Origin of the sequence: Variovorax sp. UC122_21, from assembly GCF_044056785.1 — a bacterium.
In the GTDB taxonomy this organism is placed as follows: Bacteria; Pseudomonadota; Gammaproteobacteria; order Burkholderiales; family Burkholderiaceae_C; genus Variovorax.
Window position 1 is genome coordinate 2,485,367 of record NZ_CP172004.1, and the last position, 21,852, is coordinate 2,507,218.

The following is a 21,852-nucleotide window of genomic DNA, read 5'->3' on the forward strand; positions in this document are numbered from 1 at the left end:
TCGCGAAACCTTCGCGTCCTCTGCGTACGGCTGCCCGATCCCGATCCCCTATCGAGCCACAACGACGCCTCAGACGTCGAAGCCGCCCTGCAGCAGCCCGGCGAGCGTGGCCACCAGCGCCTCGCGCTGCGGCGCGGGCCGCCCACAGCGCGCGCATCGATTGCAAGGCACCGGCCGCGCCCTGGCCGCTCTCCCACTCGGGATGGCTGCGCGCCGGCTGCGCGGCACGCAGCGCGGCGGCGATGGCTTCGCCGGCCGTATCGACGCGGCCGTCCACCGCCTCGATGCGCTGCGTGGCCGCATGGCCGCGGCGCTCGAGCGCGCGCGCGAGCTGCAGTTGCCAGGCCGCGAGGGTGAACAGCACGCCGTCTTCCACGGTGAGCTCGTGCACGTCGCGCAGCTTGTTGGCGAGCTTTCGGCCCAGCGGGCCCCAGCCCTGCGACACCGCGCTGCCGATGGCGCCGCCCAGCGCCACGCCGGCGCCGAGCGAGAGGCCGGCCACCGCGAGATCGGCCACCGCGCCGACCGCGGCGCCGATGGCCGCGCCCTTGCCCAGGCGCAGGCCGGCGTCCTTCATCGCCTCGGGGTTGAAGAAGTCGAGCGCCCAGCGGCCCTCGATCATCGGCAGCGGCGCCTCGGCCGCGTCGCCCTGGCGGAAGCCGTAGAGCGCGAGCAGGTCGTCGGCGCAGCGCTGCGCCTTGTCGAACACGGTCTTGCGCAGCGCGGCGACCAGCGCGTCGCGGCGCGCGGGATCGGCGAACTCGGCGGCCGGCACGCTGCGCCGCAGCGCGGTGGCATCGACCAGCAGCTCGGCCACGCGCGTGGCGGCCGCGCGGCGACGCGCCGCGGCCTCGGCCTCGAGCGCGTCGGCCACGCCGCGCAGCAGTTCGCGCCGGTCGCGCAGCAGGGTCGCGAGGTCGCCGTAGAGATCGCGCTCGGCGCCGACGAAGGGCGCGGCCGCGTCGAAGCGCACCTGCACGTGCAGGCCATAGGCCGAGAGCAGTTCCTTCCACGCGGCTTCGCGGCTGGCCCCGTCGCGCACGAAGTTGAGCACCGGCAGCACCGGCCGCGCGCAGGCATTGAGCAGTTCGATCTCGTCGCGGAACTTGGGCAGGACCGGTTCGCGCACGTCGATCACGAGGAAGGCGGCGTCGATGTCGAGCATGGCGCGCAGCACCTTGGCCTCCTGCTCGAAGGTGCCGTGCGCCTCGGGGCCCTGCAGGAAGCGGCGGATGCGCTCGGGCGGCGTGGCCTGGCCCGCGGGATCGATGCGCGCGAGGTGCTCGCGCAGGGCCACCGCGTCCTCGAGGCCCGGCGTGTCGTAGAAGCGCACGGCGGGATGGCCATCGATCTCGAGGTCGACCGACTCGACATGGCGCGTGGTGCCGGGGCGGTCGGACACCGCGCCGAAATCGATGCGCCGCGTGAGCGTGCGCAGCAGCGAGGTCTTGCCGGCGTTGGTGTGGCCGACGACGGCGATGCGGATCGGGTCGCTCATCGAAGTACCTTCGTGCTTCGCACTGCGGTGCGAGCGTGCTTGGGGCGGCCCGGCGCGGCGCTCATGGCACGACGGTGTCGGTGGAGCCAAGCAACTCGGCGAGCGAGGTGCCCGCGGCCACGCGCTCGAGGCCGGCGTCGCGCAGCCACGCGAGCCAGCGCGCGACCGCCGGGCCGTCGTTGCCGCCCTCGGCGATCAGCCACAGGCGGCACTCGCCGCTGTGCGCGAGCAGGTCGCGCACGAAGCGCTCGGTGCCGCGGTCGGGGCTCGCGGCCGCGCGGCAGGCCAGCACCACGCTGCGCGGCCGCGCGAGCGCGAGGCGGTCGAGCAGCGCGCGGCGCTCGGGGGCGCTGCCGTCGATGCGCTCGAGCCGCAGGTCGGCGGGCAAGCCTTCGGGCGGCCAGGCGATGTCGGGCGGCAGTTCGAAACCGACCAGCACGCGCAGGTCGCGCAGGTCCGAGGGCGCGAGGCCCACGGGCGCCTCGCGCGCGCGGCGGCCCGGATCGGCATCGACGATGGCGCTGGGCGCGAGCGCCGCGAAGCGGGCCGCGAGCTGGCGGTAGTAGGGCGCATCGAGCGCGGGCCGCAGCGCCTGGCGGCGCAGGCGCCACACGGCGGCGCTCCAGCCCAGCAGCACGAGGCGCGGCAGCAGCCCGTAGGTGAGGATGCAGCCGGTGAGCCACAGCGCCCAGGTGCGCTGGCCCGAGGCCGGCGGCGCGGCGGCCAGCACGGTGGCGGCATCGGGCACCGGGAAGCCCAGCTTCGACGGCGCCCAGCCCAGCGCATCGACCGCGCGCACGAAGAAGGCGGGGTCGAGGATGGTGGTCTCCCAGCTCAGCGTGTAGCTGCGGAAGGCCAGCGCGAACAGCATCGCCGCCAGCACCACCGCGAAGGACAGCGACCAGATGCCGTGGCTCACGATGCCGAAGGCCCAGGGCAGCAGCTTCGCGCGGCCCAGCAGGTCGGTGGAGGCGCGCACGAGCAGCGGCGCCTGCCCATGCCGGCCGCCGGCCACGCGCGCGGTCAGCGAGAGCCAGATCCAGCCCAGCGAGGCCGAGCCGAACGACGCGAGCGGCAGCCACAGGCCGAGCAGCCACAGCAGCAGCGTCAGCAGGTGCACGCCGAGCAGGCTCACGAGCGCGACGATCACGTTGATGTGTCGCTCGCCGCCACCCACCACGTTGCCCGCGAGCGCGAGGCCGGCCATGACGATGAGGGCCACGAGCCCGAGCAGTACCCAGGGCGACCATTGGCGCGCGCGCCGCAGTTCGGCCTGCAGTCCCAGCCGTTCGCCGAGCTGGCGCGCGCGTTCAGCGATGCGCGCCGCGGTGTGCGGCGCCTGCGCGGCGATGCGCATGGCCTGCGCGTCGTCGAGCGGGCCGTTCTGCTCGGCCCATCGGATCGCCTCGGTGATCACCGCATCGGAAAAGTCGGGGTCCTCGCGCAGTGCGGTGGTGGTCAACAGCGTCCCTTCGCGAACAGAGGCGGCGCCGGCGGAAAGCCGACGAATCGAGCCCTCGGCCGAGGGCGGCTCAGCGCGCGGATTATGCCCGGCGCCCCCACAGCAAAACGGGGCCGCGTGGCGGCCCCGTTCTTTCTGAGGTGTGGATGGTTCGAGGGGGACTGACGTCTTTCAGCGCAGGCCGAAGAACGAAAGCACGGCCACGACCACGACGACCAGACCGACGATGTAAATGATGGAATTCACCGCGAGCACTCCACGTTGTTGACGATGGTCCCAGCATCACTGCGCGAGGGGTGGGGGAGGTGTCGGCGGGGGGCGGCGGGTTCTGTAGGACTCGCGGGGCCGCGCATGACATATCTCCCGCTTCCGCGGCCTGTCTGCGCCGGCGCGCGGCGGCGTGACCATTGTTTGCACTGCCGCATCGCGCGGGCCGCCACACTCGGCGGCCTTTGCGGAGGTAGCGACCATGTCCGACGATTTCATCGACCCCATGCATCCCGGCGCGCGCGTGGCGCGAGCGGGCCATGCGCCTGCGCGGCGCCCGCATGCGTGGCTTCTGCCCACGCTGTTTGACCGGCTGCGCGACGAGGCGCCGGGCCAGCGGCGCGACACCATGTCCGACGCGGCGGCGAGCCCCGCGCGGCTGCGCGAGATCGTGCGGCGCGACCTCTCCTTCCTGCTCAACACCACCAGCGCCGAGGACCGCATCGATCGCGCGCGCCACGCGCTGGCCGCGGCCTCCACGCTGAACTTCGGCGTGCCCGCGTTCGCGGGCGGCCATGCGTCGCAGCGGCGCTGGAGCGAACTCGAACGCATGCTGCGGCGCGCGATCCGCGACTACGAACCGCGCCTGGTTGCCGACTCGCTGCGCATCGTGCCGCTGGCCGGCGCGGACGACCCGGGCAACGAACTGCGCTTCGAGATCCATGCGCTGATCGACCATCGGCCCTGTCCGCTCGAGTTCATGGTGCACGGCACGGTGGACCTCGAGTCGCGCCGCGTGCGCATGACGCCTGTCGAACGTTGAGACCCCGGGAGCGCCCGCCATGGACCCCCGAATGCTCGAGGCCTACAACCAGGAACTGGTCTACATGCGCGAGGCCGCGGCCGAGTTCGCCGCCGCCCATCCGAAGATCGCGCACCGGCTCGGCATGCAGGGCATCGAGGTGGCCGATCCTCATGTCGAGCGGCTGATCGAGGCCTTCAGCTTCCTGTCGGCGCGCATGCGCATCAAGCTCGATGCCGAGTTCCCGCGCTTCACGCAGCGGCTGCTCGAGGTGATGCATCCCCACTACCTGAGTCCCACGCCCTCGATGGCGGTGGCGCAGCTGCATCCGAGCGCGAACGAGGGCGACCTGCGGCGCGGCTTCGTCGTGCCGCGCGGCACGGCCTTCCATGCGAAGGTGGCGCCGGGCGAGCAGACGCCGTGCGAGTTCCGCTCGAGCCAGGCCGTGACGCTGTGGCCGCTCGAGATCGCGCAGGCCAGCCTCACGGGCGCGCCGCCCGACCTGCCGGCGCTCGAGCGCCACCTGCCGCCGCAGGTGCAGGTCGGCGGCGCGCTGCGGCTGCGCCTGCGCACGATCGGACCGCTGGGCTTCTCGGCGCTGGCCGGGCTCGACCGGCTGCCGGTCTGCCTGGTTGGCGATGCGCGCCTGGCCTCGCACCTGTTCGAGCTGCTGCACACCGCCGCCGTCGCCACGGTCACGGGCGCGCCCGGGCGGCTCGGCGAGCGCCCGCACGTGGTCGTGCACGAGGCGCTGGTGCACGAGGGGCTCGAGCCCGGCGAAGGGCTGCTGCCGCCGACATGGAACGGCCTCCATGGCCACAACCTGCTGCACGAGTACTTCGCCTGTCCCGAGCGCTTCCTCTTCTTCACGCTGACGCAGCTCGCGCCGGGCCTCGCGCGCATCGAGGGGCGCGAGGCCGAGATCGTGGTGCTGCTCGCGCGGGCGCCCCAGGGCCCGGCCATCGCGCAGGGCCTGGTCGACGCGGCGCAGTTCGCGCTGTTCGCCACGCCGGTGGTCAACCTGTTCCCGCGCCGTACCGACCGCATCGAACTCGATGCCGCGCGCACCGAGTTCCATCTCGTGCCCGACCGCTCGCGCCCGCTCGACTTCGAGGTCTACGCGGTCGAGCAGCTGACGGGCCAGCAGGCGGGCCGCACGGTCCCGACGCCGTTCCGCCCGCTCTACCAGACGCTCAATGAGGACGAGGGCAACCACGGGCGCTACTTCTCGCTGCGGCGCGAGCCGCGGCTGGTGTCGGACGCCGCGCGCCGCCACGGCACGCGTACGCCGTACGTGGGCACCGAGGTGTTCGTGTCGCTGGTCGACCAGCACGAGGCGCCGTACCCCGAAGGCCTGCGCAGCCTGTGGGTGCAGGCCTGGCTCACCAACCGCGACCTGCCGTGCCTGGTGCCGCGCAACGGCCGTGCCGATCTCGCGGCGGCCGAGTCGATGCCGGTGTCGGCGGTGGGACTGGTGCGCCCGCCGAGCACGCCCCGGCCGCCGTTCGCGCAGCGCGAGATCGCCTGGCGGCTGATCCGGCAACTGGGCTTCAACCACCTGCCGCTGGCCGGCATGCCGAGGCACGAGGGCGCGCAGGCGCTGCGCGACATGCTGCGGCTGTTCGTCGCGGCCGACGACGAGGCGATGCGGCGGCAGGTCGATGCGCTCGTGGGCTCGCGCATCGCGCCGGTCACGCGCCGGCTGCCGGGCCACGGGCCGCTGGTCTACGGCCGCGGCGTGGCCTGCACGCTGAGCGTGGACGAGCAGGGCTTCTCGGGCGCCAGCCCCTACCTGTTCGGGCTCGTGCTCGAGCGCTACCTCGCGCGCCACGTGAGCATCAACGTCTTCACGCAGACCACGCTCGAATCGATGCAGCGCGGCACGGTCGCGCGCTGGCCGGTGCGCATGGGCGGGCGCGGGATCGTCTAGCGCTCGCTCTAGTTCTTGCGCCTGGGCGCGGGTTTGGCGGGCGCTTCCGCGCCGAGCGCCTGCCGCAGCAGCCAGCGCATCGCGTCGCGCACCTCGGTGGCGTCGGCGCCCGCGTCGATCTCGAGCGCGGCGCGGTCGAAGGCGGCCGACAGCAGCTGCGAGAGCGCATCGAGCGAGACCTCGCCGCGGCCCATGCCGGCCTCGGCCAGTCCCTGGCGCAGCGAATGGGCGGCGTTCGCGTCGTCCATCGCCATGATCTCCGCCATGCCCAGCACGGCCGGCCCGTCGATCAGCAGCAGCCGGGTGCGGCCCGGCACCGTCATCGCGCGCAGGTAGGCATCGCTGCCGGCCAGCAGCGCCTCGCGCGGCGCCAGTGCCTCGGGCGTGGCGGCCGCGATCTCGGCGGCCACCGCGCGCGATTCCTGCTCGAGCACATGGCGGAACAGGTCGCGCTTGTCGGCGTAGTGGTGGTAGAGCGCGCCGCGCGTGATGCCGGCCGCGGCCACGATGTCGGGCGTGGAGGTCTGGCCATAGCCCTGGTCGACGAAGAGGGCGCGCGCCGCCTCGGTCAGTGCCTGCCGCGTGGTCTCGGTGCGCTCCTTGTTGGTCCGGATGATCTTGGAGGTCATTTACATGCAGTCTGTATGTATGTATATTCAATCAAACATACAGACTGTATGTCAGTTCCAGCCTTCCGTTCCAGCCCTCCAAGGAGCCCTCATGAAAGTCACGAGCTACTACCCGGTCATCATGACCCACGACGTCGCCGGCACGGCGGACTTCTACCAGCGCCACTTCGGCTTCGCGCCGCTGTTCACGAGCGACTGGTACGTGCACCTGCAACTGGAGGGCGAGCCCTCGGTCAACCTCGCGGTGCTCGACGGCCGGCACGAGACCATTCCCGCCGCGGGCCGCGGCAAGGTGGCGGGCGGGCTGCTGTTGAACTTCGAGGTGGACGATCCCGACGCGGTGCACGACCGTCTGGCCGCGGCCGGCCTGCCGGTGCTGCTGCCGCTGCGCGACGAGGCCTTCGGCCAGCGCCACTTCATCACCAGCGACCCGAACGGGGTGCTGATCGACATCATCAAGCCGATCCCGCCGAGCGGGGAGTTCGTGGCGCAGTACGAGGCTGGGGCGCTGCCGACCTGATCGGTCAGGCCAGGCGGTTGCGAGGCTCAGGCCAACGCCGCCTCTTCCTCGTCGAGCGCGTCGCCCAGGAAGCCGCCGCTCTGGTGCGCCCACAGCCGCGCATAGAGCCCGCCCTTGGCCATCAGCGTGCGGTGGTCGCCTTCCTCCACCACGCGGCCCTCGTCGAGCACGATCAGCCGGTCCATCGCCGCGATGGTCGACAGCCGGTGCGCGATCGCGATCACGGTCTTGCCTTCCATCAGCGTGTAGAGGCTCTGCTGGATCGCGGCCTCGACCTCGGAGTCGAGCGCGCTCGTGGCCTCGTCGAGCAGCAGGATCGGCGCGTCCTTGAGCATCACGCGCGCGATCGCGATGCGCTGGCGCTGGCCGCCCGAGAGCTTCACGCCGCGCTCGCCCACATGGGCCTCGTAGCCGTGGCGCCCGCTGGCGTCGCCCAGCGTGCCGATGAAGTCGTGCGCCTCGGCGCGGCGCGCGGCGGCTTCGATCTGCGCCGGCGTCGCGTCGGGGCGGCCGTAGGCGATGTTGTCGGCCACCGAGCGGTGCATCAGCGAGGTGTCCTGCGTCACCATGCCGATGTGGCTGCGCAGCGAGTCCTGCGTGGCCAGCGCGATGTCCTGGCCGTCGATCAGGATGCGGCCGCTCTCCAGGTCGTGGAAGCGCAGCAGCAGGTTCACCAGCGTCGACTTGCCGGCGCCCGAGCGGCCCACCAGGCCGATCTTCTCGCCGGGCGCCACCGTCAGCGTGAGGTCCTCGATCACGCGCCGGCCGCCGGCCGCGCCGTAGCGGAAGCTCGCATGCTCGAAGCGCACCTCGCCGCGCGGCACCTCGAGCGCCTTCGCGTCCGGTGCATCGAGCACGGCGCGCGGGCGCGACAGCGTCTTCATGCCGTCCTGCACCGTGCCGATGTTCTCGAACAGGCTGGTCATCTCCCACATGATCCAGTGCGACATGCCCTGCAGCCGCAGCGCCATGGCGGTGGCCGCGGCCACCGCGCCCACGCCGACCGCGCCGGTGGACCACAGCCACAGCGCCGTGCCCGCCATGCCGGCGGTCAGGCCCATGCTCAGCGTGTGGTTGACGATCTCGAAGGCGCTCACCAGCCGCATCTGGCCGTAGCCCGTGTGCATGAACTCGCGCATCGCATCGCGCGCGAAACCGGCCTCGCGCTGCGTGTGCGAGAACAGCTTCACCGTCGCGATGTTGGTGTAGGCATCGGTCACGCGGCCGGTCATCAGCGCGCGCGCATCGGCCTGCGCCTTGCCGACCGCGCCCAGGCGCGGCACGAAGTAGATCAGCGCGCCGATGTAGAAGGCCAGCCAGATCACGAACGGCCAGATCAGCTGCGCGTCGAGCACGCCCACCAGCACGATCATGGTGGCGACATACACGCCCATCGCCACCAGCACGTCGGCCAGCACGAACACGGTCTCGCGCACCGCGAGCGCGGTCTGCATCACCTTGGCCGTGATGCGGCCCGCGAACTCGTCCTGGTAGAAGGCCATGCTCTGGCCCAGCATCAGCCGGTGGAAGTTCCAGCGCAGCCGCATCGGCAGGTTGATCGCGAGCGTCTGGTGCTTGACGATGGTCTGCAGCGCGACCACCGCGATGCTGGCGACCAGCAGCCCGGCCATCCATGCGAGCGTGGTGCCGCGGTCTTCCCACAGGCGTGAGGGCACTTGCCCGCCGAGCCAGTCGACCACGCGTCCGAGCAGCGCGAACAGCAGCGCCTCGAAGGTCGACATCACGGCGGTGAGCACCGCCATCGCGAGGATCTTGCCGCGCACGCCCTGCGTGCAGGCCCAGAGGAAGGCGAAGAAGCCTTGCGGCGGAAGCGGAGGTTCGGCGGCGGGGTAGGGGTGTAGAAGTTTTTCGAAGAAACGGAACAAGGACTGACTCTCCCGAAGAGCCGAAGACTGTAGCCGCGAGCGCATGACCTTGCCCTGAAAAGGTGCGTTTCTTCAGCTTCTGCGTGGTTTGCGCGACGAAGTGGCAGGAACGGGCGCGGTCTTTGGTTCGAGCGCCGCGAGCCGCTCGCCGAGGAAGTCGATGAAAGTACGCAGCTTGGGCGCCATGTACTGGCGGCTGGTGTAGACCGCGAACAGCGTCACCGGATGCGGTGCGTGGTCGGGCAGCAGGCGCACCAGCCGGCCCTGCGCGAGGTCGTCCTCGAGCAGCCAGCCCGGCATGAAGGCGATGCCCATGCCCGCGCGCACCGCATGCAGCGTGAGCGTGGTGTCGTCCGAGCGCATGACCGGCGTGAGCCGCAGCGGGAACATGCGCCCGCCCGGCCCCTGCAGCGCGAGATGGTCGAGCGCCACGTAGCTCGGCACGATCGCGCCGAGCCGCGCCACCTCGGCCGGCAGCGCCGGCACGCCGCCCATGCGCGCGAGGTACTCGGGCGTGCCCGCGAGGAAGAAGGGCACGCGGCACAGCGGCCGAGCGATCAGCGCGGGCGAGGGCTCCTGCGTGGCGCGCAGCGCGAGGTCGTAGCCATCGGCCGCGAGGTCGACCTTGCGGTTCTCGAGGTGGATGTCGAGCAGCACCTCGGGATAGCGCTCGCGGTAGTCGGCCAGCACCCGCGCGAAGCGCGCGGTGGCGCACCACACGGGCGCGCTGAGCTTGAGCTGGCCGCGCGGCGCCTCGCGGGTCTGGCCGATCGCGGCCTCGGCGGCGTCGAGCAGGTCGAGCGCGCGCCGGCTCTGCTCGTACCAGGCGGTGCCGGCCTCGGTCAGGCTCAGGTGGCGGCTCGAACGGTGCAGCAGGCGCGCGCCCAGCGACTTCTCGAGCTGCGCCACGTGCTTGCTGGCCATCGGCGCCGACAGCCCGAGCCGCTCGGCGGCGGCCACGAAGCTGCCCGATTCGACGACCTCGCGGAACACGCGCAGGCTGGTCATGCGGTCCATCGATGATTTCCTCTGGAGAAACGATTCGATGAATCGTAGCCTGTCGATTTCCTTGCAGGAAATATCTACAGTCGACGCAACGCCTTCAAGGAAGCAACGACATGACCCACGACAACCCGAAGCGCCTGCCCACCTACTTCATCTCGCACGGTGGCGGCCCCTGGCCCTGGATGAAGCGCGAGATGGGCGCCACCTACGACCGGCTCGCCGCCGCGCTGGCCGACATGCCGCGCCAGCTCGGCCGCACGCCCAAGGCCATCCTCATGGTGTCGGCCCACTGGGAGGCGCCGGTGTTCACGGTGCAGGGCAACCCGCGCCCGCCGATGATCTACGACTACGGCGGCTTCCCGGCCCATACCTACGAGGTGCACTACGACGCGCCCGGCTCGCCCGAACTCGCGCAGCGCGTGCAGGCGCTGATCGCCGCGGCCGGCCTGCCGGCGGCCGTCGATCCCGAGCGCGGCTACGACCACGGCATGTTCTCGCCGATGGCCGCGATCTATCCGCAGGCCGAGGTGCCGGTGGTGCAGCTGTCGCTGCGCCGCGGCCTCGATCCGGCCGAGCACATCGCGCTGGGCCGCGCGCTCGCACCGCTGCGCGACGAGGACGTGCTGATCGTCGGCAGCGGCCTGAGCTATCACAACCTGCGCAACTTCGGGCCGCAGGCGCATGGCGTGTCGAAGGCCTTCGGCGACTGGCTCGATGCCACCTCGGTCGAGGCCGCACCGGCGGAACGTGTGCAGCGCCTGCGGGACTGGGCCGCCGCGCCCTCGGCGCGCATGGCGCATCCGCGCGAGGAGCACCTGATTCCGCTGATGGTGGCGGTGGGCGCGGCCGAGCAGGAGGCGGGCGAGCGCGTCTACCACGAGGAGGCCTTCATGGGCGGCCTCGTGGTGTCGAGCTACCGCTTCGGCGGCGCCGGCTACTTCTGATCGCCGCGGCGCTCGGCGCCGTCGGCATCGACCAGCCCGACGCGCTGCTGCCGGCCCCAGGTGCCGCGACCGGTCAGGAAGGTCCACCAGCCCCAGGCCGCGCCCGTGTGGCGCAGCAGCTGGAAGGTGAAGGGCTCGATCAGCGCGGCCGCGAAGGCCTGCAGCATGCCGGCCTCGCCGCCGTGGCCGACCCAGCGCCGGTACAGGTGCACCGACCACAGGTGGAAGACGAGGTCGAGCACGATCTTGGCGGCGATCACGCCGGCCGCGGGCAGCAGCACGCCGAAGTCGCCGCGCACCAGGTACATCACGAGCAGGCCGAAGGCGGCGAGGCCGTACAGCGGCTGCAGGGTGTCGATGGCCTTGACCGGCAACATCGCGGTGCCGAGCCAGCCGTAGCGGCGGTCACCCACCATCGCGCGGTACCAGTACTGGGTCTGCAGGAAGCCGCCGAACCAGCGCCGGCGCTGGCGCAGGAAGGCGCCCACGCTGCTGGGCGCGTCGGTGCGTGCCTGCGCGTCGCCGAGCACGCGCACGCGCCAGTCGAGGCCGTGCGCCTGGGCATGGCGGTGCAGCCGGTGGATCAGCTCGTAGTCCTCGACCAGGCAGTCGGTGTCGAAGCCGCCCACCGCGCGCACCGCGTCGCGCCGGAAGCCCGCGAAGGCGCCCGAGATCAGCAGCAGGCCGTCGACGCGCATCCAGGCATAGCGCGAGAGGAAGTTGCGGATGTACTCGTAGGTCTGGAACCACTGCAGCAGGCGACCGCCCAGCGTGCGGCTGCACACCGGCGTGATGACGCCGGTGGCCGCCACCAGCGCGGGCTCGTCCGAGAAGGCGCGGCGCACCGCGGCGATGGCGTGCGCGTCGAGCAGGGTGTCGCCGTCGACGGTGAGCACGGTCTCGGTGTCGATGCACAGCACCGCGACGTTCAGCGCCACCGCCTTGCCGCCGTGCGGCAGCCGCAGCCAGTGCAGGTTGGGGTGCAGGGTGCTGGCGGCGCTGAGCTGCCCCGGCTCGGGCGCTTCGAGCCCGTAGCGCGTGGTGAGCAGCTCGGCCGTGCCGTCGGTCGAGCCGTCGTCGGCGATCACGATGCGGTCGGGCGTATCGGTCTGGCCCAGCAGCGCGGCCAGGGTCACGGGCAGCACCGCGGCCTCGTCGTGCGCGGCGACGATCACGCCCAGCGTGGCGCGGTGCGGCGCCACGGCGGGATGCGGCAGCGGCGCCGAGGCCAGCACGATGCCGCGCGGGCGCAGGATCGCGAGCGTCTGCCAGCCCACGAACAGCAGCAGCACGGTGTCGTAGAGCACGTAGGCCACGCCCACCGACCAGGCCTGCACGTTGCCCAGGCGGAAGGCCATGGCGAACAGCAGGCCCCACAGCAGCAGCACGCCGCCATGGATGAGCCAGCTTCGCAGCGGCGTGGCGGGGGGCGAGAGTCGCGGTGACGCGGCGACGAAGGCGGAGCGGAGCAGGTCGTTCAAGACAGGGGGCGCCAGGGCGATGGGAATGTGTACGCACGGAACGGGCCGGCGGTTTCGAATGTCCGAGGCCGAAGACCGGACAATCGCGCGCCTGACAGGCTGAGTCGCACTCCCGCCGAAAATTCCCGCATGCCCCCTCACCATCGCTACACACGCACCGCCATCGCGCTGCACTGGATCATCGCACTGCTGATGATCGTCAACATCGCGCTGATCCTCTCGGTCGACCGCTTTCCCGACGACTGGGTGCGCCCGGCCATCGACACCCACAAGTCGATCGGCATCACCGTGCTGGGGCTGGTGATCCTGCGCATCCTGTGGCGCGCCACCCATCGGCCGCCGGCCATGCCCGGCAGCTACGGCCGGCTCGAACGCATCGGCGCGCATGCGGCCCATGGCGCGCTGTACCTCGTGATGATCGCGCTGCCGCTGTCGGGCTGGATGCACGACTCGGCCTGGAAGGATGCGGCCACGCACCCGATGCAGCTGTTCGGCCTGTTCGAATGGCCGCGCATCGGCTGGATCATGGACATCGAGGCCGCCGCCAAGGAGAACCTCCACACCGTGCTGGGCGGCGTCCACACCTGGGCCGGCTACGTGCTCTATGGGCTGTTCGCGCTGCACCTGATCGGTGCGCTCAAGCACCAGTTCCTCGATGGCGAGGCCGAGCTGCAGAGGATGCTGCCATGAGCGCGGGCCTGTCCGGACTCTCGGCCGTGACCGAGGACGAAGCCCGCGCCGTCATCGCGCGCGTCGATGCGCTGTCGACCCACCACGACATCGAGCAGGCCGGCGTGCGCGTCCGCTGGCGCCGCTTCGGCCCCGCCGACGGCGGCGCCCATCCGCCGCTGGTGCTGCTGCATGGCGGCCACGGCAGCTGGATGCATTGGCTGCGCAATGCCGAGGCCCTGTCGGCCGAGCGCGCGCTGTGGCTGCCCGACATGCCGGGCTTCAACGATTCGGGCACGCCGCCCCCGCCGGCGCCCGACGAGCATCCGCTCGCGCCCTCGCTCGCGGCGCTGGCCGGCTCGCTCGATGCGCTGATCGGCGCCGGCACGCCGATCGACCTCGGCGGCTTCTCCTTCGGCGGCGTGGTGGCCTCGCAGTTCGCGCTGCACCGGCGCGCGGTGCGCCGCATGCTGCTGGTGGGCAGCGGCGGCCACGGCACGATGCGGCGCATGGCGGTGGAGATGATCAACTGGCGCCTCGCGCAGGACCGCGAGGCGGAGCGTGCCGCGCTGCTGCACAACCTCGGCGCGCTGATGCTGCACGACATGTCGCGCGCCGATCCGTTGGCCTTCGAGATCCACGACATCGCCTGCCACGGCACGCGCTTTCGCAGCAAGGAGGTGTCGCGCCGCGGCGGCCTGCAGGCGGCGCTGGCCGAGATTCCCGGGTCCAAGCTGTTCCTCTGGGGCGAGTTCGACGTGACCGCCGATTCGCGCGCGCTGGTCGCGCGGCTCGTGGCCGAGGGCCCGCAGCGCGAAGGCGCCGTGGTCGACGGCGCGGGGCATCGGGTGCAGTACGAGCGGGCCGAGGAATTCAACCGGCGCGTGGCCGACTTCCTCGATCGCTGAGCGGCGTCAGCCCAGCACCTCGGCCGCGTGCCGCTTCCAGAACGCCGCGTCGGGCACCGGCCCCGCGCCGGCCGCGGCGTTCTCGGCCATGTGGGCCGCGCGGCTGGTGCCGGGGATGGTGCAGGTCACGGCCGGATGGCTCAGCACGAACTTCAGCAGCACCTGGGCCCAGCTCGCGCAGCCGATCTCCGCGGCCCAGCCGGGCAGCGCGCGATCGCGCAGCCGGCGCAGCAGGCCGCCGCCGCCGAAGGGCATGTTGACGATCACCGCCACCCCGCGCTCGGCCGCCAGCGGCAGCAGCCGTTCGGCGGCGGCGCGTGCGTCGAGCGAATAGTTGATCTGCAGGAAGTCGAGTCGCTGCGCGCGCAGCACCGCCTCGACTTCGTCGTAGGCCGAGGCCGTGTAGTGCGTGATGCCCAGGTAGCGCACGCGGCCCTGCGTCTTCCACTCGCGCAGGGTCGCGAGCTGGGTGCGCCAGTCGACCAGGTTGTGGATCTGCATCAGGTCCATGCGCTCGGTGCGCAGCCGCGCGAAGGACTGCTCCATCTGCGCGATGCCGGCCTCGCGGCCCGAGGTCCAGACCTTGGTCGCGAGGAAGGGGCGGCGCGCGCCGCGAGCCGCCGCCGTGGCGGCCAGCAGCTCGCCGGTGCTCGCCTCGGAGCGGCCGTACATCGGCGAGCTGTCGATCGCCGTGCCGCCCGCGGCGAACAGCGCCTCGAGCACGCCCGCGAGGCGCTGGTATTCCTCGCTGCCGGGACGCTGGTCGAAACCGATCCAGGTGCCGCAGCCGATCACCGGCAGCGCTTCCTGGGTGGAGGGAATGGGGCGGGTGTGCATGGTCGGCGGGGGCGTGGGCCCGGTGGGCCGCTGCGCGAAGGCGGCCAGCGCGGCGCTCGCGGGCAGGGCCGCGGCGAGGCGCAGGAAGCGCGCGCGATGCATCGGCACCGCGAACGCGGACCGCGAGGAAGGCGTCGGGCCGGGGGACTTCATGGGGGGGGAGGGCGACATCGACGATAGCACCGCCCCCCGGATCGCGCAGCGGGCCCGCCGGTTGGCGCCGATGCAACACCTTCGTCCGGTGGATTGCCCGCGGATGTTCCCGAATGTATCGTGCGCGTCCGCAGGTGGAGGGCCTGCCGCCCGGCCATCGATCGATCGATCCGCCGGCGCCATCCCGCAAGACCATTCCAGCAAGAGAGACACGACGTGAACCCGCTCCCCCGAACCATCGTCCGCCTGCTGCGCGGATGCGTGCTGCTGCTCGCCGCGGCCCTGCTGGCCGCCTGCGTCGCGCCGCCGATCGCCCCGCAGCAGACCCTGACCGGCCACGAAGGTGCCGTGGTGATGAAGCTGATCACCAACAGCCCCGGCGAGAACGACCCGGCCGAAACCCTGTGGACCCTGCATCTGCAGCGCGTGCTGGAGCCCGGCGAGAAGCAGACCGGCCAGGACATGGTGGTGCTGCAGCGCACGCGCCATTCCACCTACACCACGGCCGTGTTCAGCGGCATGGTCGCGCCGGGCCGCTACATCATCAAGCACGCGGCCGGCGGCTCGGGCAACATGAGCTACACCTTCCCCATCGATGCGAAGTTCGGCAGCTTCGATGTGGTGCGCAACGAGGTCACGCTGCTCGGCACCCTGCTGATCCAGCCGCGCGGGGGCACGCGCTTCGTCGTCGCCTACGTGCGGCCGGAGGAGGAGCTGCAGAAGACCTTCGAGACCCTCTATCCCGCGCTCGCGGCGCAGACGCGCGATCGTCCGCAGCACGGCTTCATCTACACGCCCGACCTGCAGCGCCGCGCCGCGCTGGCGCCGCAGCTCAAGCGGCTCGCGTCCGCCTGGCACGGCCTGTCACAGACCGCCGACGGCGAGTTCATGGCCGGCGCCAAGCTCGGCAAGGTGCTGTGGCGCAAGAGCGGCGAGAGCCGCTGGCGCGAGATCGACGCGAAGACCTGGCGCGAGGTGCTGTCGGTGCGGCCGTACCGCGGCGGCCTGCTGGTGGCCGGCGAGGAGGGCCTGCTGCGGCTGTCGACCGACGAGGGCGATACCTGGAAGGACCTGCTGCCGCCCGACGACGGCCTGATCCAGCTGGCGCAGCCGATGCGCGACGGCAGCCTGGTGGTGATCTCGCGCAGCGACAGCCAGTGGAAGGTCTACGCGTCCGCCGACCCGGCCGCCGGGTGGCGCAAGCTCGGCGAGTTCTCCGACACCCGCTCGATCAACATCCCGTGGATGCGCAGCATGGCCTTCGGCACGCCCGAGCGGGCCGGCGTGATGATGCCCAACGGCGACCTCCACGCCACCGACGGCCGCACGCTGACGCGCTCGAGCAATGGCCAGTCCACCCTCGACGTGAACGCGCTGCCCGACGGCACCCTGGTGTCGCAGACGGCGATCTTCACCAAGTCCACCATGCTGTCGCCGGACTGGGGGCAGACCTGGACCGATCTCAACACCAGTCGCTTCGTCGTGACCATCGCTTTCAAGGACCGCCAGACCGCCTATGCGGTGGCGCCGATCGCGCCCGGGTTCATGCCCGGCGCGATGGGCCTGATGACGACCCGCGACGGCGGCAGGAGCTGGACGCACACCGGCAGCTCGCCGAGCGTCACGGGGCCGCACGCCGTGCGCCAGATGATGGTGGACCGCTCCGACGGTTCGCTGATCGCCTTCCTGCCCGACAACCTGATCCTGCGTTCCGCGGACGAGGGCAAGAGCTGGAAGATCGTCAAGGACAACTGACGCGCGGCGCGGTCTTCACTGCGCCTGCGAGACCTTGACCCCCGCGGCCCCGCCGGCCGGCCGGTTCATGTACGCCAGCGTGCTGCCCACCACGCGCGCGCACGCCCACGCGCAGCGCCGACTCGTCGATCACGAACTCCGACGAATGGTTGGGCGCGCCGTTGCGGTCGGCGAAGGGCGAGGCATTGAGGTGCCAGAACACGATCGGGATGTTCTTGCCGAAGGAGCCGAAGTCCTCCGAGCCCATGCTCGGCTGCGACTCGCGCGCCTTGCCCGGACCGGCCGCGGTCTCGAGCGCCTGCGTCACGGCCTGCGTGGCGGCCGGGTCGCTGACCAGCACCTCGTAGCCGGTGTCGATCGTGACCTCGGCCGTGAGGCCGTGGCTCTCGGCGATCTTCTGCGCCTTGAGCCGGATGGCGTCGTGCGCGGTCTTCTGGTTCTTCTGCGACAGCGAGCGCACGGTGCCGGCGATCTCGGCGGTGTCGGGCAGGATGTTGACGCGGTTGCCGCTCTGCAGCAGGCCCACGGTCACCACGGTCGGGCCGTCGAGCGGATCGATCTGGTGGCTCACGATGTTCTGCAGCGCCAGCGCGATCTCGGCCGCGGCCAGCGTGGGGTCCTTCGCGGTCCAGGGCGAGGAGCCGTGGCCGCCCTTGCCCTTGAGCGCGATCTTGAACACGTCGCCGCTGGCCATCAGGCTGCCGCGCCGGTAGCTGATGGTGCCCGAGGGCGCGCGCGCACTGATGTGCTGGCCCATCACCACGTCGACCTTCGGGTTGTCGAGCACGCCGGCCTTGACCATCGCGGGCGCGCCGCTGGCCACCGGGCCCGGGCCCTGTTCCTCGGCGGGCTGGAACAGGAACACCACCGTGCCCGGCAGCTCGTCGCGCACCTTCGACAGCGCCTGCGCCGCGCCCAGCAGCATCGCCACGTGGGTGTCGTGGCCGCAGGCGTGCGAGACCGGCACGTCGCTGTTGAGCCAGGGCGCCTTCACGGTCGAGCGGAACGGCAGCTCGTTGCGCTCGGCCACCGGCAGCGCGTCCATGTCGGCGCGCAGCGCCACCACCGGCCCGGGCTTGCCGCCGCGCAGCACCGCCTTGATGCCGGTCTTGGCGACACCGGTCTGGACCTCGATGCCCGGCATCTTCTCGAGCGCCGCCGCGATGTAGGCGGCCGTCTGCACCTCCTGGTACGACAGCTCCGGATGTTGGTGCACATGGCGGCGCCATTCGATCACCTGCGCCTCGGAGGCATCGGCGAGCGCCAGCGCGCGTGCCGTCAACGCATTGCCGGCATCGGGCGCCGGCGCGGTCTGGGCCGAGGCCGCGACGTGGAGGAGGCTGCCGGAGAGCATCAGCAGGGCGAAGCGGGAGCGGAGTTTCATGGGTGGATGCGAAAGGAGGGATGAAGGGAGGTGTCGAGGCGGCCGACCTTAGCGAAAGCCGGCGCATCGGAAAAGACTCGAAAAACTCCAGGGCGATCAAAATCCCTGATCACCCCATTCCTTGCCCTCCCATGAACCTGCGCCATCTGAGAATCTTCGAAGCGATCGCCGAGGCCGGCAGCATCCGCGCCGCGGCGCGCGTGGCCGGCCTCACGCAGCCCGCCATGACCTACGCGATGCGCGAGCTCGAGCAGAGCGTGGGCGCGCAGCTGCTGGTGCGCAGCGCCCAGGGCGTGTCGCTCACCGTGATCGGCGAGGCCCTGCTCCAGCGCGCGCGGCTGCTGGCCAACGAGGTGCGCCGCGCCGAGGACGAGATCGCTCAACTGCGCGACGGTGCCGGCGGGCTGCTGCGCGTTGCCTTCAGTTCCTTCGCGGTCGAGCGGCTGCTGCCCGACGCGCTGCAGGACTTCCGCCGCAAGTGGCCGGGTGTCGCACTCGAGCTGCAGGAGCTCAGCGGCGCCGACGTGAAAGGCCTCTGGAGCCGCGGCGACTTCGACTTCGCCATCCTCGGCGAACTCGCGCCCGATGCCGATGACGGCGTGCACCGCGAGCTGCTGCTCGAATTCCCGCTGGCCGTGGTCGCCGGCGCCAGGCATCCGCTCGCGCGCGTGCGCTCGATGGCGAAGCTGCACGAGGCCATGTGGGTGGTGCCCTGGTACGGCGTCGAGCTGCTGCGCCGCCATTTCGCCGCGGCCGGCCTGCCGCCGCCGCGCGACATCGTGATCTGCCATTCGTGGCAGCTCGGCATCACGCTGGTGAAGAAATCCGGCGGGCTGACCCTGGCCGCGACCTCGCTGTTCAGGCATGCGGCGGCGGCGCGCGGGCTGGTCGCGCTGCAGGTCGCCGACAGGCTGCCCCAGGTGCGGGTGTCGCTGCTGATGCGCGACCCCGCGGCGCTCACGCCGGCGGCGCGGGCCTTCTCGCAGTCGCTGAAGGCGGTGGCGGACGGGGTGGCGGCGCTCGGGCGGTAGCCGGGCGCCCCGACCCGAAGACACGAAGGGGGGTGGCTGTGCTCCAATCCCATCCCACCCTCGCCATTCAGCCGCACTCGCCGCACTCGCCGCACTCGCCATGGGCCTGCCGCTTCCGCTCGTTCGCCTGTCCTCGCTCGACCTCGTGCGCGGCTTCGTCGCGGTGGGGCGGCGCATGAGCATCTCGCTGGCGGCGCAGGACCTGTGCGTGACGCAGTCGGCGGTCAGCAAGCAGGTGCATGCGCTCGAGGCGCAGCTCGGCGTGAAGCTGCTGGTGCGCGGCCATCGCTCGATCTCGTTCACGCCCGAGGGCGAGCGGCTGTTCCGCAGCGCCGATGCGGTGGTGCAGCAGCTGCAGGAGGTGATGGGCGAGATCGGCCGCACCGGCGCGCAGCGGCCGGTGACGCTGAGCGCGAGCATCGGCGTCACGGGGCTGTGGCTGCTGCCGCGGCTCAGTCGGGTGCAGGACATCCATCCGGGCGTGGACGTGCGCGTGTCGGCCAACAACCGCGTGGCCGACCTGCGCAACGAAGGCATCGACCTCGCGATCCGCTACACCACGCCCGCGCTGGCGCCGGCGGGCGCGGTGCGGCTGTTCGGCGAAACGGTGGCGCCGGTGGCCCATCCCTCGCTGGCGCTGCCGCCGCTGGCCTCGGCCGAGGCGATCGCGGCGCTGAACCTGCTCGAGTTCGACGATGCGCAGCGGCCCTGGCTGCAGTGGCGCGACTGGCTGGCCGCGGCCGGCTGGGCCGACGCCAGGCCACGCGGCATGCTGCGCTTCAACCAGTACGACCAGCTGATCCAGGCCGCGATGGCGGGGCAGGGCGTGGCGCTCGGGCGGCTCGAGCTGATCCAGCCGCTGCTCGACGACCGGCGGCTGGTGCGCGTGGAAGCCGCGCTGCCGGCCCAGCCCTCGGGCCATGCCTACTGGCTGATCCAGGCCGAGCCGCAGCCGCGCGAGGAGGTGCGGCACGTGGCCGAGTGGCTGGTGGCCGAAGCGAAGGGTTCCGCGCCGCGCTGAGCCCTGGGTTCAGGCGCCGGCCTGCGCGCGGGCGAATGCCAGCGCATCGTCGAGCCGGTCGTTGCCCCAGAACATCTCCTCGCCCACGAAGAAGGTGGGCGCGCCGAAGATGCCTTTCTCCATCGCGGTCTCGGTCTGGCGGCGTAGGCGCAGCTTGTTGGCGTCCGACAGCGCCTCGTCGATCACGCGGTGCGCGGGCAGGTCCATGTCGGCGAGCAGCCGGGCCATGGTCTCGGGCGCGTCGATGTCGCGGTCCTCGGCGAAGTTCAGCCGCATCGTGCGGCGGCAGAACTCGCCGATCCACGGCTGGCCGGCGCCGGCCAGCGCGATGCGCAGCGGCAGCACGGCGGCACGCGGGAAATTGCTGGGCCGCTGCCAGGGCAGGCCGTACTTGCGGCACTGGCGCACCATGTCCTTCCAGGCGTAGTCGCCCTTTTCCTTCTGCAGCACGAAGGGCGAGGTCTCCCAGCCCAGCGCGCGGAACACCGGCCCGAGCAGGAAGGGCTGCCAGCGCAGCGCGACGCCGTGCACGGCGGCGGCTTCCTCGATGCGCATCGCGCTGAGGTAGCTGTAGTTGCTGCCGAAGTCGAACCAGAAGTCGAGCGTGGGTGCGTTCATGACCATCGCCTTTCTCACTCGAACACCACCAGGCAGCGCGCCTCGATGCTCTCGCGCAGCGGGGCATCGGCCGGTGCCAGCGGATGGTCGAAGGCCGCGTGCGGCGTGAAGCGCGCGACGCCGCCGAGCTGCGCGTCGTACTGCTTGAACACCAGCGCCTCGTGCCGGTCCATGCGCGAGAAATACGACCAGCGGTGGGTGGCGGCATGGGTGGCGAGGTAGATCTCGCCGGTGCGCTTCGGATAGCGCACCTCGGCATTCACCAGGTCGCGCGCCATCACCGTGCGTGCATCGCAGACGGCCAGCGGGGTGTCGAGCACCGGCCCGGCGATCGAGCGCCAGATGTTGACGATGCAGTAGCGCCGCACGGCCGCGGCCTCGGCCGCGCTCGCGAGCACCAGCGCGAGCCGGCGACGGCCCGATTCCTCGGTGTAGTCGTTGTGGATGCGGCCATTGGCGGCGGCCTTGCCGTCGGTCTTGCCGCGGCCGAAGTTCAGCGCGGTGCGCTCGGGCTCGCGCTGTCGCACCAGGTGATCGAACACGTGGGCGCGCGCGCCGCCGGTGACCGCGAGCGCGAGCGCGGCCAGCTCGGGGTAGTAGACGGCCCGGACCTCGGCGTCATCGAGGAAGTCGGCGACCGCCGTGGGCGCCTCGCGCAGCTCGAAGCCCTCGCGCTCGATATGGGTCGGCCGGCCGCGGGCATCGGCGATCGGCATCGCGATCCGCTCGTACTCGCCGCTTTCCCAGGGCAGGCCGGCCGGCGGCGTGAAGGCGTAGCTGTAGGGCCGCAGCGCGGTCGGCCGCAGGTAGTTGAGGCCGGCCTCGATGTCGCCGCTGGCGGGCAGCGCCGCCGCGGCGATGGCCGAGCCGGCGGGTGGGGAATGGGAAAGGGTGGCGTGCATTCCTGGGGCTCCTGGGACATGGCCCGCTGGCGGCCGCGGCGGCCCATCCGCCGCGGCCATGAGGACCATTCTTCGTAGCCTCATTGAAGCGGCTTCGGCGCGGGGCCTCAAACGAGATCTTGGCGTCATCGCATGAGCCAATGGAATGAGAAAGAGGGCGCCGCAAAGAAATTTGCCGCCCCGATTGCGAACCCTGGAAATACTGGATAA

General features: G+C 71.8%; 18 protein-coding genes and 1 pseudogene. 9 read left to right on the top strand and 10 right to left on the bottom strand.

Translation table 11 applies throughout. The features are described from left to right. Positions 1–241: 241 nt before the first annotated feature. Together ACHMXE_RS24030 and ACHMXE_RS24035 are read right to left on the bottom strand one after the other, a co-directional pair. Positions 242–1,498, bottom strand: a pseudogene (locus ACHMXE_RS24030) (GTPase/DUF3482 domain-containing protein); the annotation flags it as partial. Between the two features lie 61 nt (positions 1,499–1,559). Continuing rightward, positions 1,560–2,960 carry a DUF2868 domain-containing protein gene (locus tag ACHMXE_RS24035; protein ID WP_395351752.1) on the bottom strand — a complete coding sequence of 467 codons (1,401 nt, stop codon included), beginning with the start codon at positions 2,958–2,960 and terminating at the stop codon, positions 1,560–1,562. 469 nt (positions 2,961–3,429) lie between these two features. On the opposite strand from ACHMXE_RS24035, the gene tssE reads away from it, so the two are divergent. Both tssE and tssF read left to right on the top strand, forming a co-directional pair. Continuing rightward, complete coding sequence (tssE, locus tag ACHMXE_RS24040) at positions 3,430–3,990, top strand: type VI secretion system baseplate subunit TssE (protein WP_395351754.1); 561 nt, start codon at positions 3,430–3,432, stop codon at positions 3,988–3,990. A 19-nt stretch (positions 3,991–4,009) separates the two neighbouring features. Continuing rightward, the gene (tssF, locus tag ACHMXE_RS24045) at positions 4,010–5,899 is read left to right on the top strand and encodes a type VI secretion system baseplate subunit TssF (RefSeq protein WP_395351756.1); all 1,890 of its coding nucleotides are present in this window, start codon (positions 4,010–4,012) and stop codon (positions 5,897–5,899) included. Positions 5,900–5,907: 8 nt separating this feature from the next. On the opposite strand, the gene ACHMXE_RS24050 is transcribed toward tssF, so the two are convergent. Beyond that, entirely contained in the window at positions 5,908–6,528 is a 621-nt protein-coding gene (locus tag ACHMXE_RS24050; RefSeq protein ID WP_395351758.1) for a TetR/AcrR family transcriptional regulator, read from the bottom strand. 91 nt (positions 6,529–6,619) lie between these two features. Between ACHMXE_RS24050 and ACHMXE_RS24055 the strand changes: the two genes are divergently transcribed. Next, positions 6,620–7,048, top strand: coding sequence for a VOC family protein (locus tag ACHMXE_RS24055; RefSeq protein WP_203201545.1), 429 nt, complete (start codon positions 6,620–6,622; stop codon positions 7,046–7,048). Between the two features lie 26 nt (positions 7,049–7,074). Here ACHMXE_RS24055 and ACHMXE_RS24060 read toward each other — a convergent pair whose 3' ends face one another. Both ACHMXE_RS24060 and ACHMXE_RS24065 read right to left on the bottom strand, forming a co-directional pair. Further along, positions 7,075–8,934: an ABC transporter ATP-binding protein gene (locus ACHMXE_RS24060; protein WP_395351761.1), complete on the bottom strand. Its 1,860-nt coding sequence runs from the start codon at positions 8,932–8,934 to the stop codon at positions 7,075–7,077. A 72-nt stretch (positions 8,935–9,006) separates the two neighbouring features. Next, on the bottom strand, positions 9,007–9,951 hold the full coding sequence (locus ACHMXE_RS24065) for a LysR substrate-binding domain-containing protein (RefSeq protein WP_395351763.1): 945 nt from the start codon (positions 9,949–9,951) through the stop codon (positions 9,007–9,009). A gap of 101 nt (positions 9,952–10,052) precedes the next feature. Between ACHMXE_RS24065 and ACHMXE_RS24070 the strand changes: the two genes are divergently transcribed. Then, on the top strand, positions 10,053–10,883 hold the full coding sequence (locus ACHMXE_RS24070) for a DODA-type extradiol aromatic ring-opening family dioxygenase (protein WP_395351765.1): 831 nt from the start codon (positions 10,053–10,055) through the stop codon (positions 10,881–10,883). On the opposite strand, the gene ACHMXE_RS24075 is transcribed toward ACHMXE_RS24070, so the two are convergent. Beyond that, positions 10,874–12,364, bottom strand: coding sequence for a glycosyltransferase family 2 protein (locus tag ACHMXE_RS24075; RefSeq protein WP_395351767.1), 1,491 nt, complete (start codon positions 12,362–12,364; stop codon positions 10,874–10,876). The genes ACHMXE_RS24070 and ACHMXE_RS24075 overlap by 10 nt on opposite strands. A gap of 129 nt (positions 12,365–12,493) precedes the next feature. Between ACHMXE_RS24075 and ACHMXE_RS24080 the strand changes: the two genes are divergently transcribed. Both ACHMXE_RS24080 and ACHMXE_RS24085 read left to right on the top strand, forming a co-directional pair. Further along, positions 12,494–13,054, top strand: a complete 561-nt coding sequence (locus ACHMXE_RS24080; RefSeq protein WP_203201540.1) for a cytochrome b — start codon at positions 12,494–12,496, stop codon at positions 13,052–13,054. Further along, a complete protein-coding gene (locus tag ACHMXE_RS24085; protein ID WP_395351769.1) occupies positions 13,051–13,941 on the top strand; it encodes an alpha/beta fold hydrolase in 891 nt (296 codons plus the stop codon). The genes ACHMXE_RS24080 and ACHMXE_RS24085 overlap by 4 nt, the downstream gene beginning before the upstream one ends. Before the next feature lie 6 nt (positions 13,942–13,947). Here ACHMXE_RS24085 and ACHMXE_RS24090 read toward each other — a convergent pair whose 3' ends face one another. Continuing rightward, the gene (locus ACHMXE_RS24090) at positions 13,948–14,880 is read right to left on the bottom strand and encodes an aldo/keto reductase (protein WP_395352782.1); all 933 of its coding nucleotides are present in this window, start codon (positions 14,878–14,880) and stop codon (positions 13,948–13,950) included. A gap of 267 nt (positions 14,881–15,147) precedes the next feature. Between ACHMXE_RS24090 and ACHMXE_RS24095 the strand changes: the two genes are divergently transcribed. Continuing rightward, positions 15,148–16,686, top strand: a complete 1,539-nt coding sequence (locus ACHMXE_RS24095) for a WD40/YVTN/BNR-like repeat-containing protein (RefSeq protein ID WP_395351771.1) — start codon at positions 15,148–15,150, stop codon at positions 16,684–16,686. On the opposite strand, the gene ACHMXE_RS24100 is transcribed toward ACHMXE_RS24095, so the two are convergent. After that, complete coding sequence (locus ACHMXE_RS24100; RefSeq protein WP_395351773.1) at positions 16,673–18,070, bottom strand: M20 family metallopeptidase; 1,398 nt, start codon at positions 18,068–18,070, stop codon at positions 16,673–16,675. The two genes, ACHMXE_RS24095 and ACHMXE_RS24100, sit on opposite strands and share 14 nt — an antisense overlap. A gap of 131 nt (positions 18,071–18,201) precedes the next feature. Between ACHMXE_RS24100 and ACHMXE_RS24105 the strand changes: the two genes are divergently transcribed. Both ACHMXE_RS24105 and ACHMXE_RS24110 read left to right on the top strand, forming a co-directional pair. Further along, positions 18,202–19,101, top strand: a complete 900-nt coding sequence (locus ACHMXE_RS24105; protein ID WP_395351775.1) for a LysR family transcriptional regulator — start codon at positions 18,202–18,204, stop codon at positions 19,099–19,101. Between the two features lie 106 nt (positions 19,102–19,207). Beyond that, a complete protein-coding gene (locus tag ACHMXE_RS24110; protein WP_395352784.1) occupies positions 19,208–20,122 on the top strand; it encodes a LysR substrate-binding domain-containing protein in 915 nt (304 codons plus the stop codon). Between the two features lie 9 nt (positions 20,123–20,131). Here the strand turns inward: ACHMXE_RS24110 and ACHMXE_RS24115 are convergent, their stop codons facing one another. Together ACHMXE_RS24115 and ACHMXE_RS24120 are read right to left on the bottom strand one after the other, a co-directional pair. After that, positions 20,132–20,740, bottom strand: coding sequence for a 2-hydroxychromene-2-carboxylate isomerase (locus ACHMXE_RS24115; RefSeq protein ID WP_395351777.1), 609 nt, complete (start codon positions 20,738–20,740; stop codon positions 20,132–20,134). Between the two features lie 14 nt (positions 20,741–20,754). Continuing rightward, the gene (locus ACHMXE_RS24120; protein WP_395351779.1) at positions 20,755–21,642 is read right to left on the bottom strand and encodes a CmcJ/NvfI family oxidoreductase; all 888 of its coding nucleotides are present in this window, start codon (positions 21,640–21,642) and stop codon (positions 20,755–20,757) included. Positions 21,643–21,852: the final 210 nt, after the last annotated feature.

Excerpts from the sequence above, each read along its gene's own strand:
- tssE (WP_395351754.1), top strand. The coding sequence starts at position 3,430 with ATGTCCGACGATTTCATCGACCCCATGCATCCCGGCGCGCGCGTGGCG.
- tssF (WP_395351756.1), top strand. The coding sequence starts at position 4,010 with ATGGACCCCCGAATGCTCGAGGCCTACAACCAGGAACTGGTCTACATG.
- ACHMXE_RS24050 (WP_395351758.1), bottom strand. The coding sequence starts at position 6,528 with ATGACCTCCAAGATCATCCGGACCAACAAGGAGCGCACCGAGACCACG.
- ACHMXE_RS24055 (WP_203201545.1), top strand. The coding sequence starts at position 6,620 with ATGAAAGTCACGAGCTACTACCCGGTCATCATGACCCACGACGTCGCC.
- ACHMXE_RS24065 (WP_395351763.1), bottom strand. The coding sequence starts at position 9,951 with ATGGACCGCATGACCAGCCTGCGCGTGTTCCGCGAGGTCGTCGAATCG.
- ACHMXE_RS24070 (WP_395351765.1), top strand. The coding sequence starts at position 10,053 with ATGACCCACGACAACCCGAAGCGCCTGCCCACCTACTTCATCTCGCAC.
- ACHMXE_RS24080 (WP_203201540.1), top strand. The coding sequence starts at position 12,494 with ATGCCCCCTCACCATCGCTACACACGCACCGCCATCGCGCTGCACTGG.
- ACHMXE_RS24085 (WP_395351769.1), top strand. The coding sequence starts at position 13,051 with ATGAGCGCGGGCCTGTCCGGACTCTCGGCCGTGACCGAGGACGAAGCC.
- ACHMXE_RS24090 (WP_395352782.1), bottom strand. The coding sequence starts at position 14,880 with ATGCATCGCGCGCGCTTCCTGCGCCTCGCCGCGGCCCTGCCCGCGAGC.
- ACHMXE_RS24100 (WP_395351773.1), bottom strand. The coding sequence starts at position 18,070 with ATGAAACTCCGCTCCCGCTTCGCCCTGCTGATGCTCTCCGGCAGCCTC.
- ACHMXE_RS24105 (WP_395351775.1), top strand. The coding sequence starts at position 18,202 with ATGAACCTGCGCCATCTGAGAATCTTCGAAGCGATCGCCGAGGCCGGC.
- ACHMXE_RS24115 (WP_395351777.1), bottom strand. The coding sequence starts at position 20,740 with ATGAACGCACCCACGCTCGACTTCTGGTTCGACTTCGGCAGCAACTAC.
- ACHMXE_RS24120 (WP_395351779.1), bottom strand. The coding sequence starts at position 21,642 with ATGCACGCCACCCTTTCCCATTCCCCACCCGCCGGCTCGGCCATCGCC.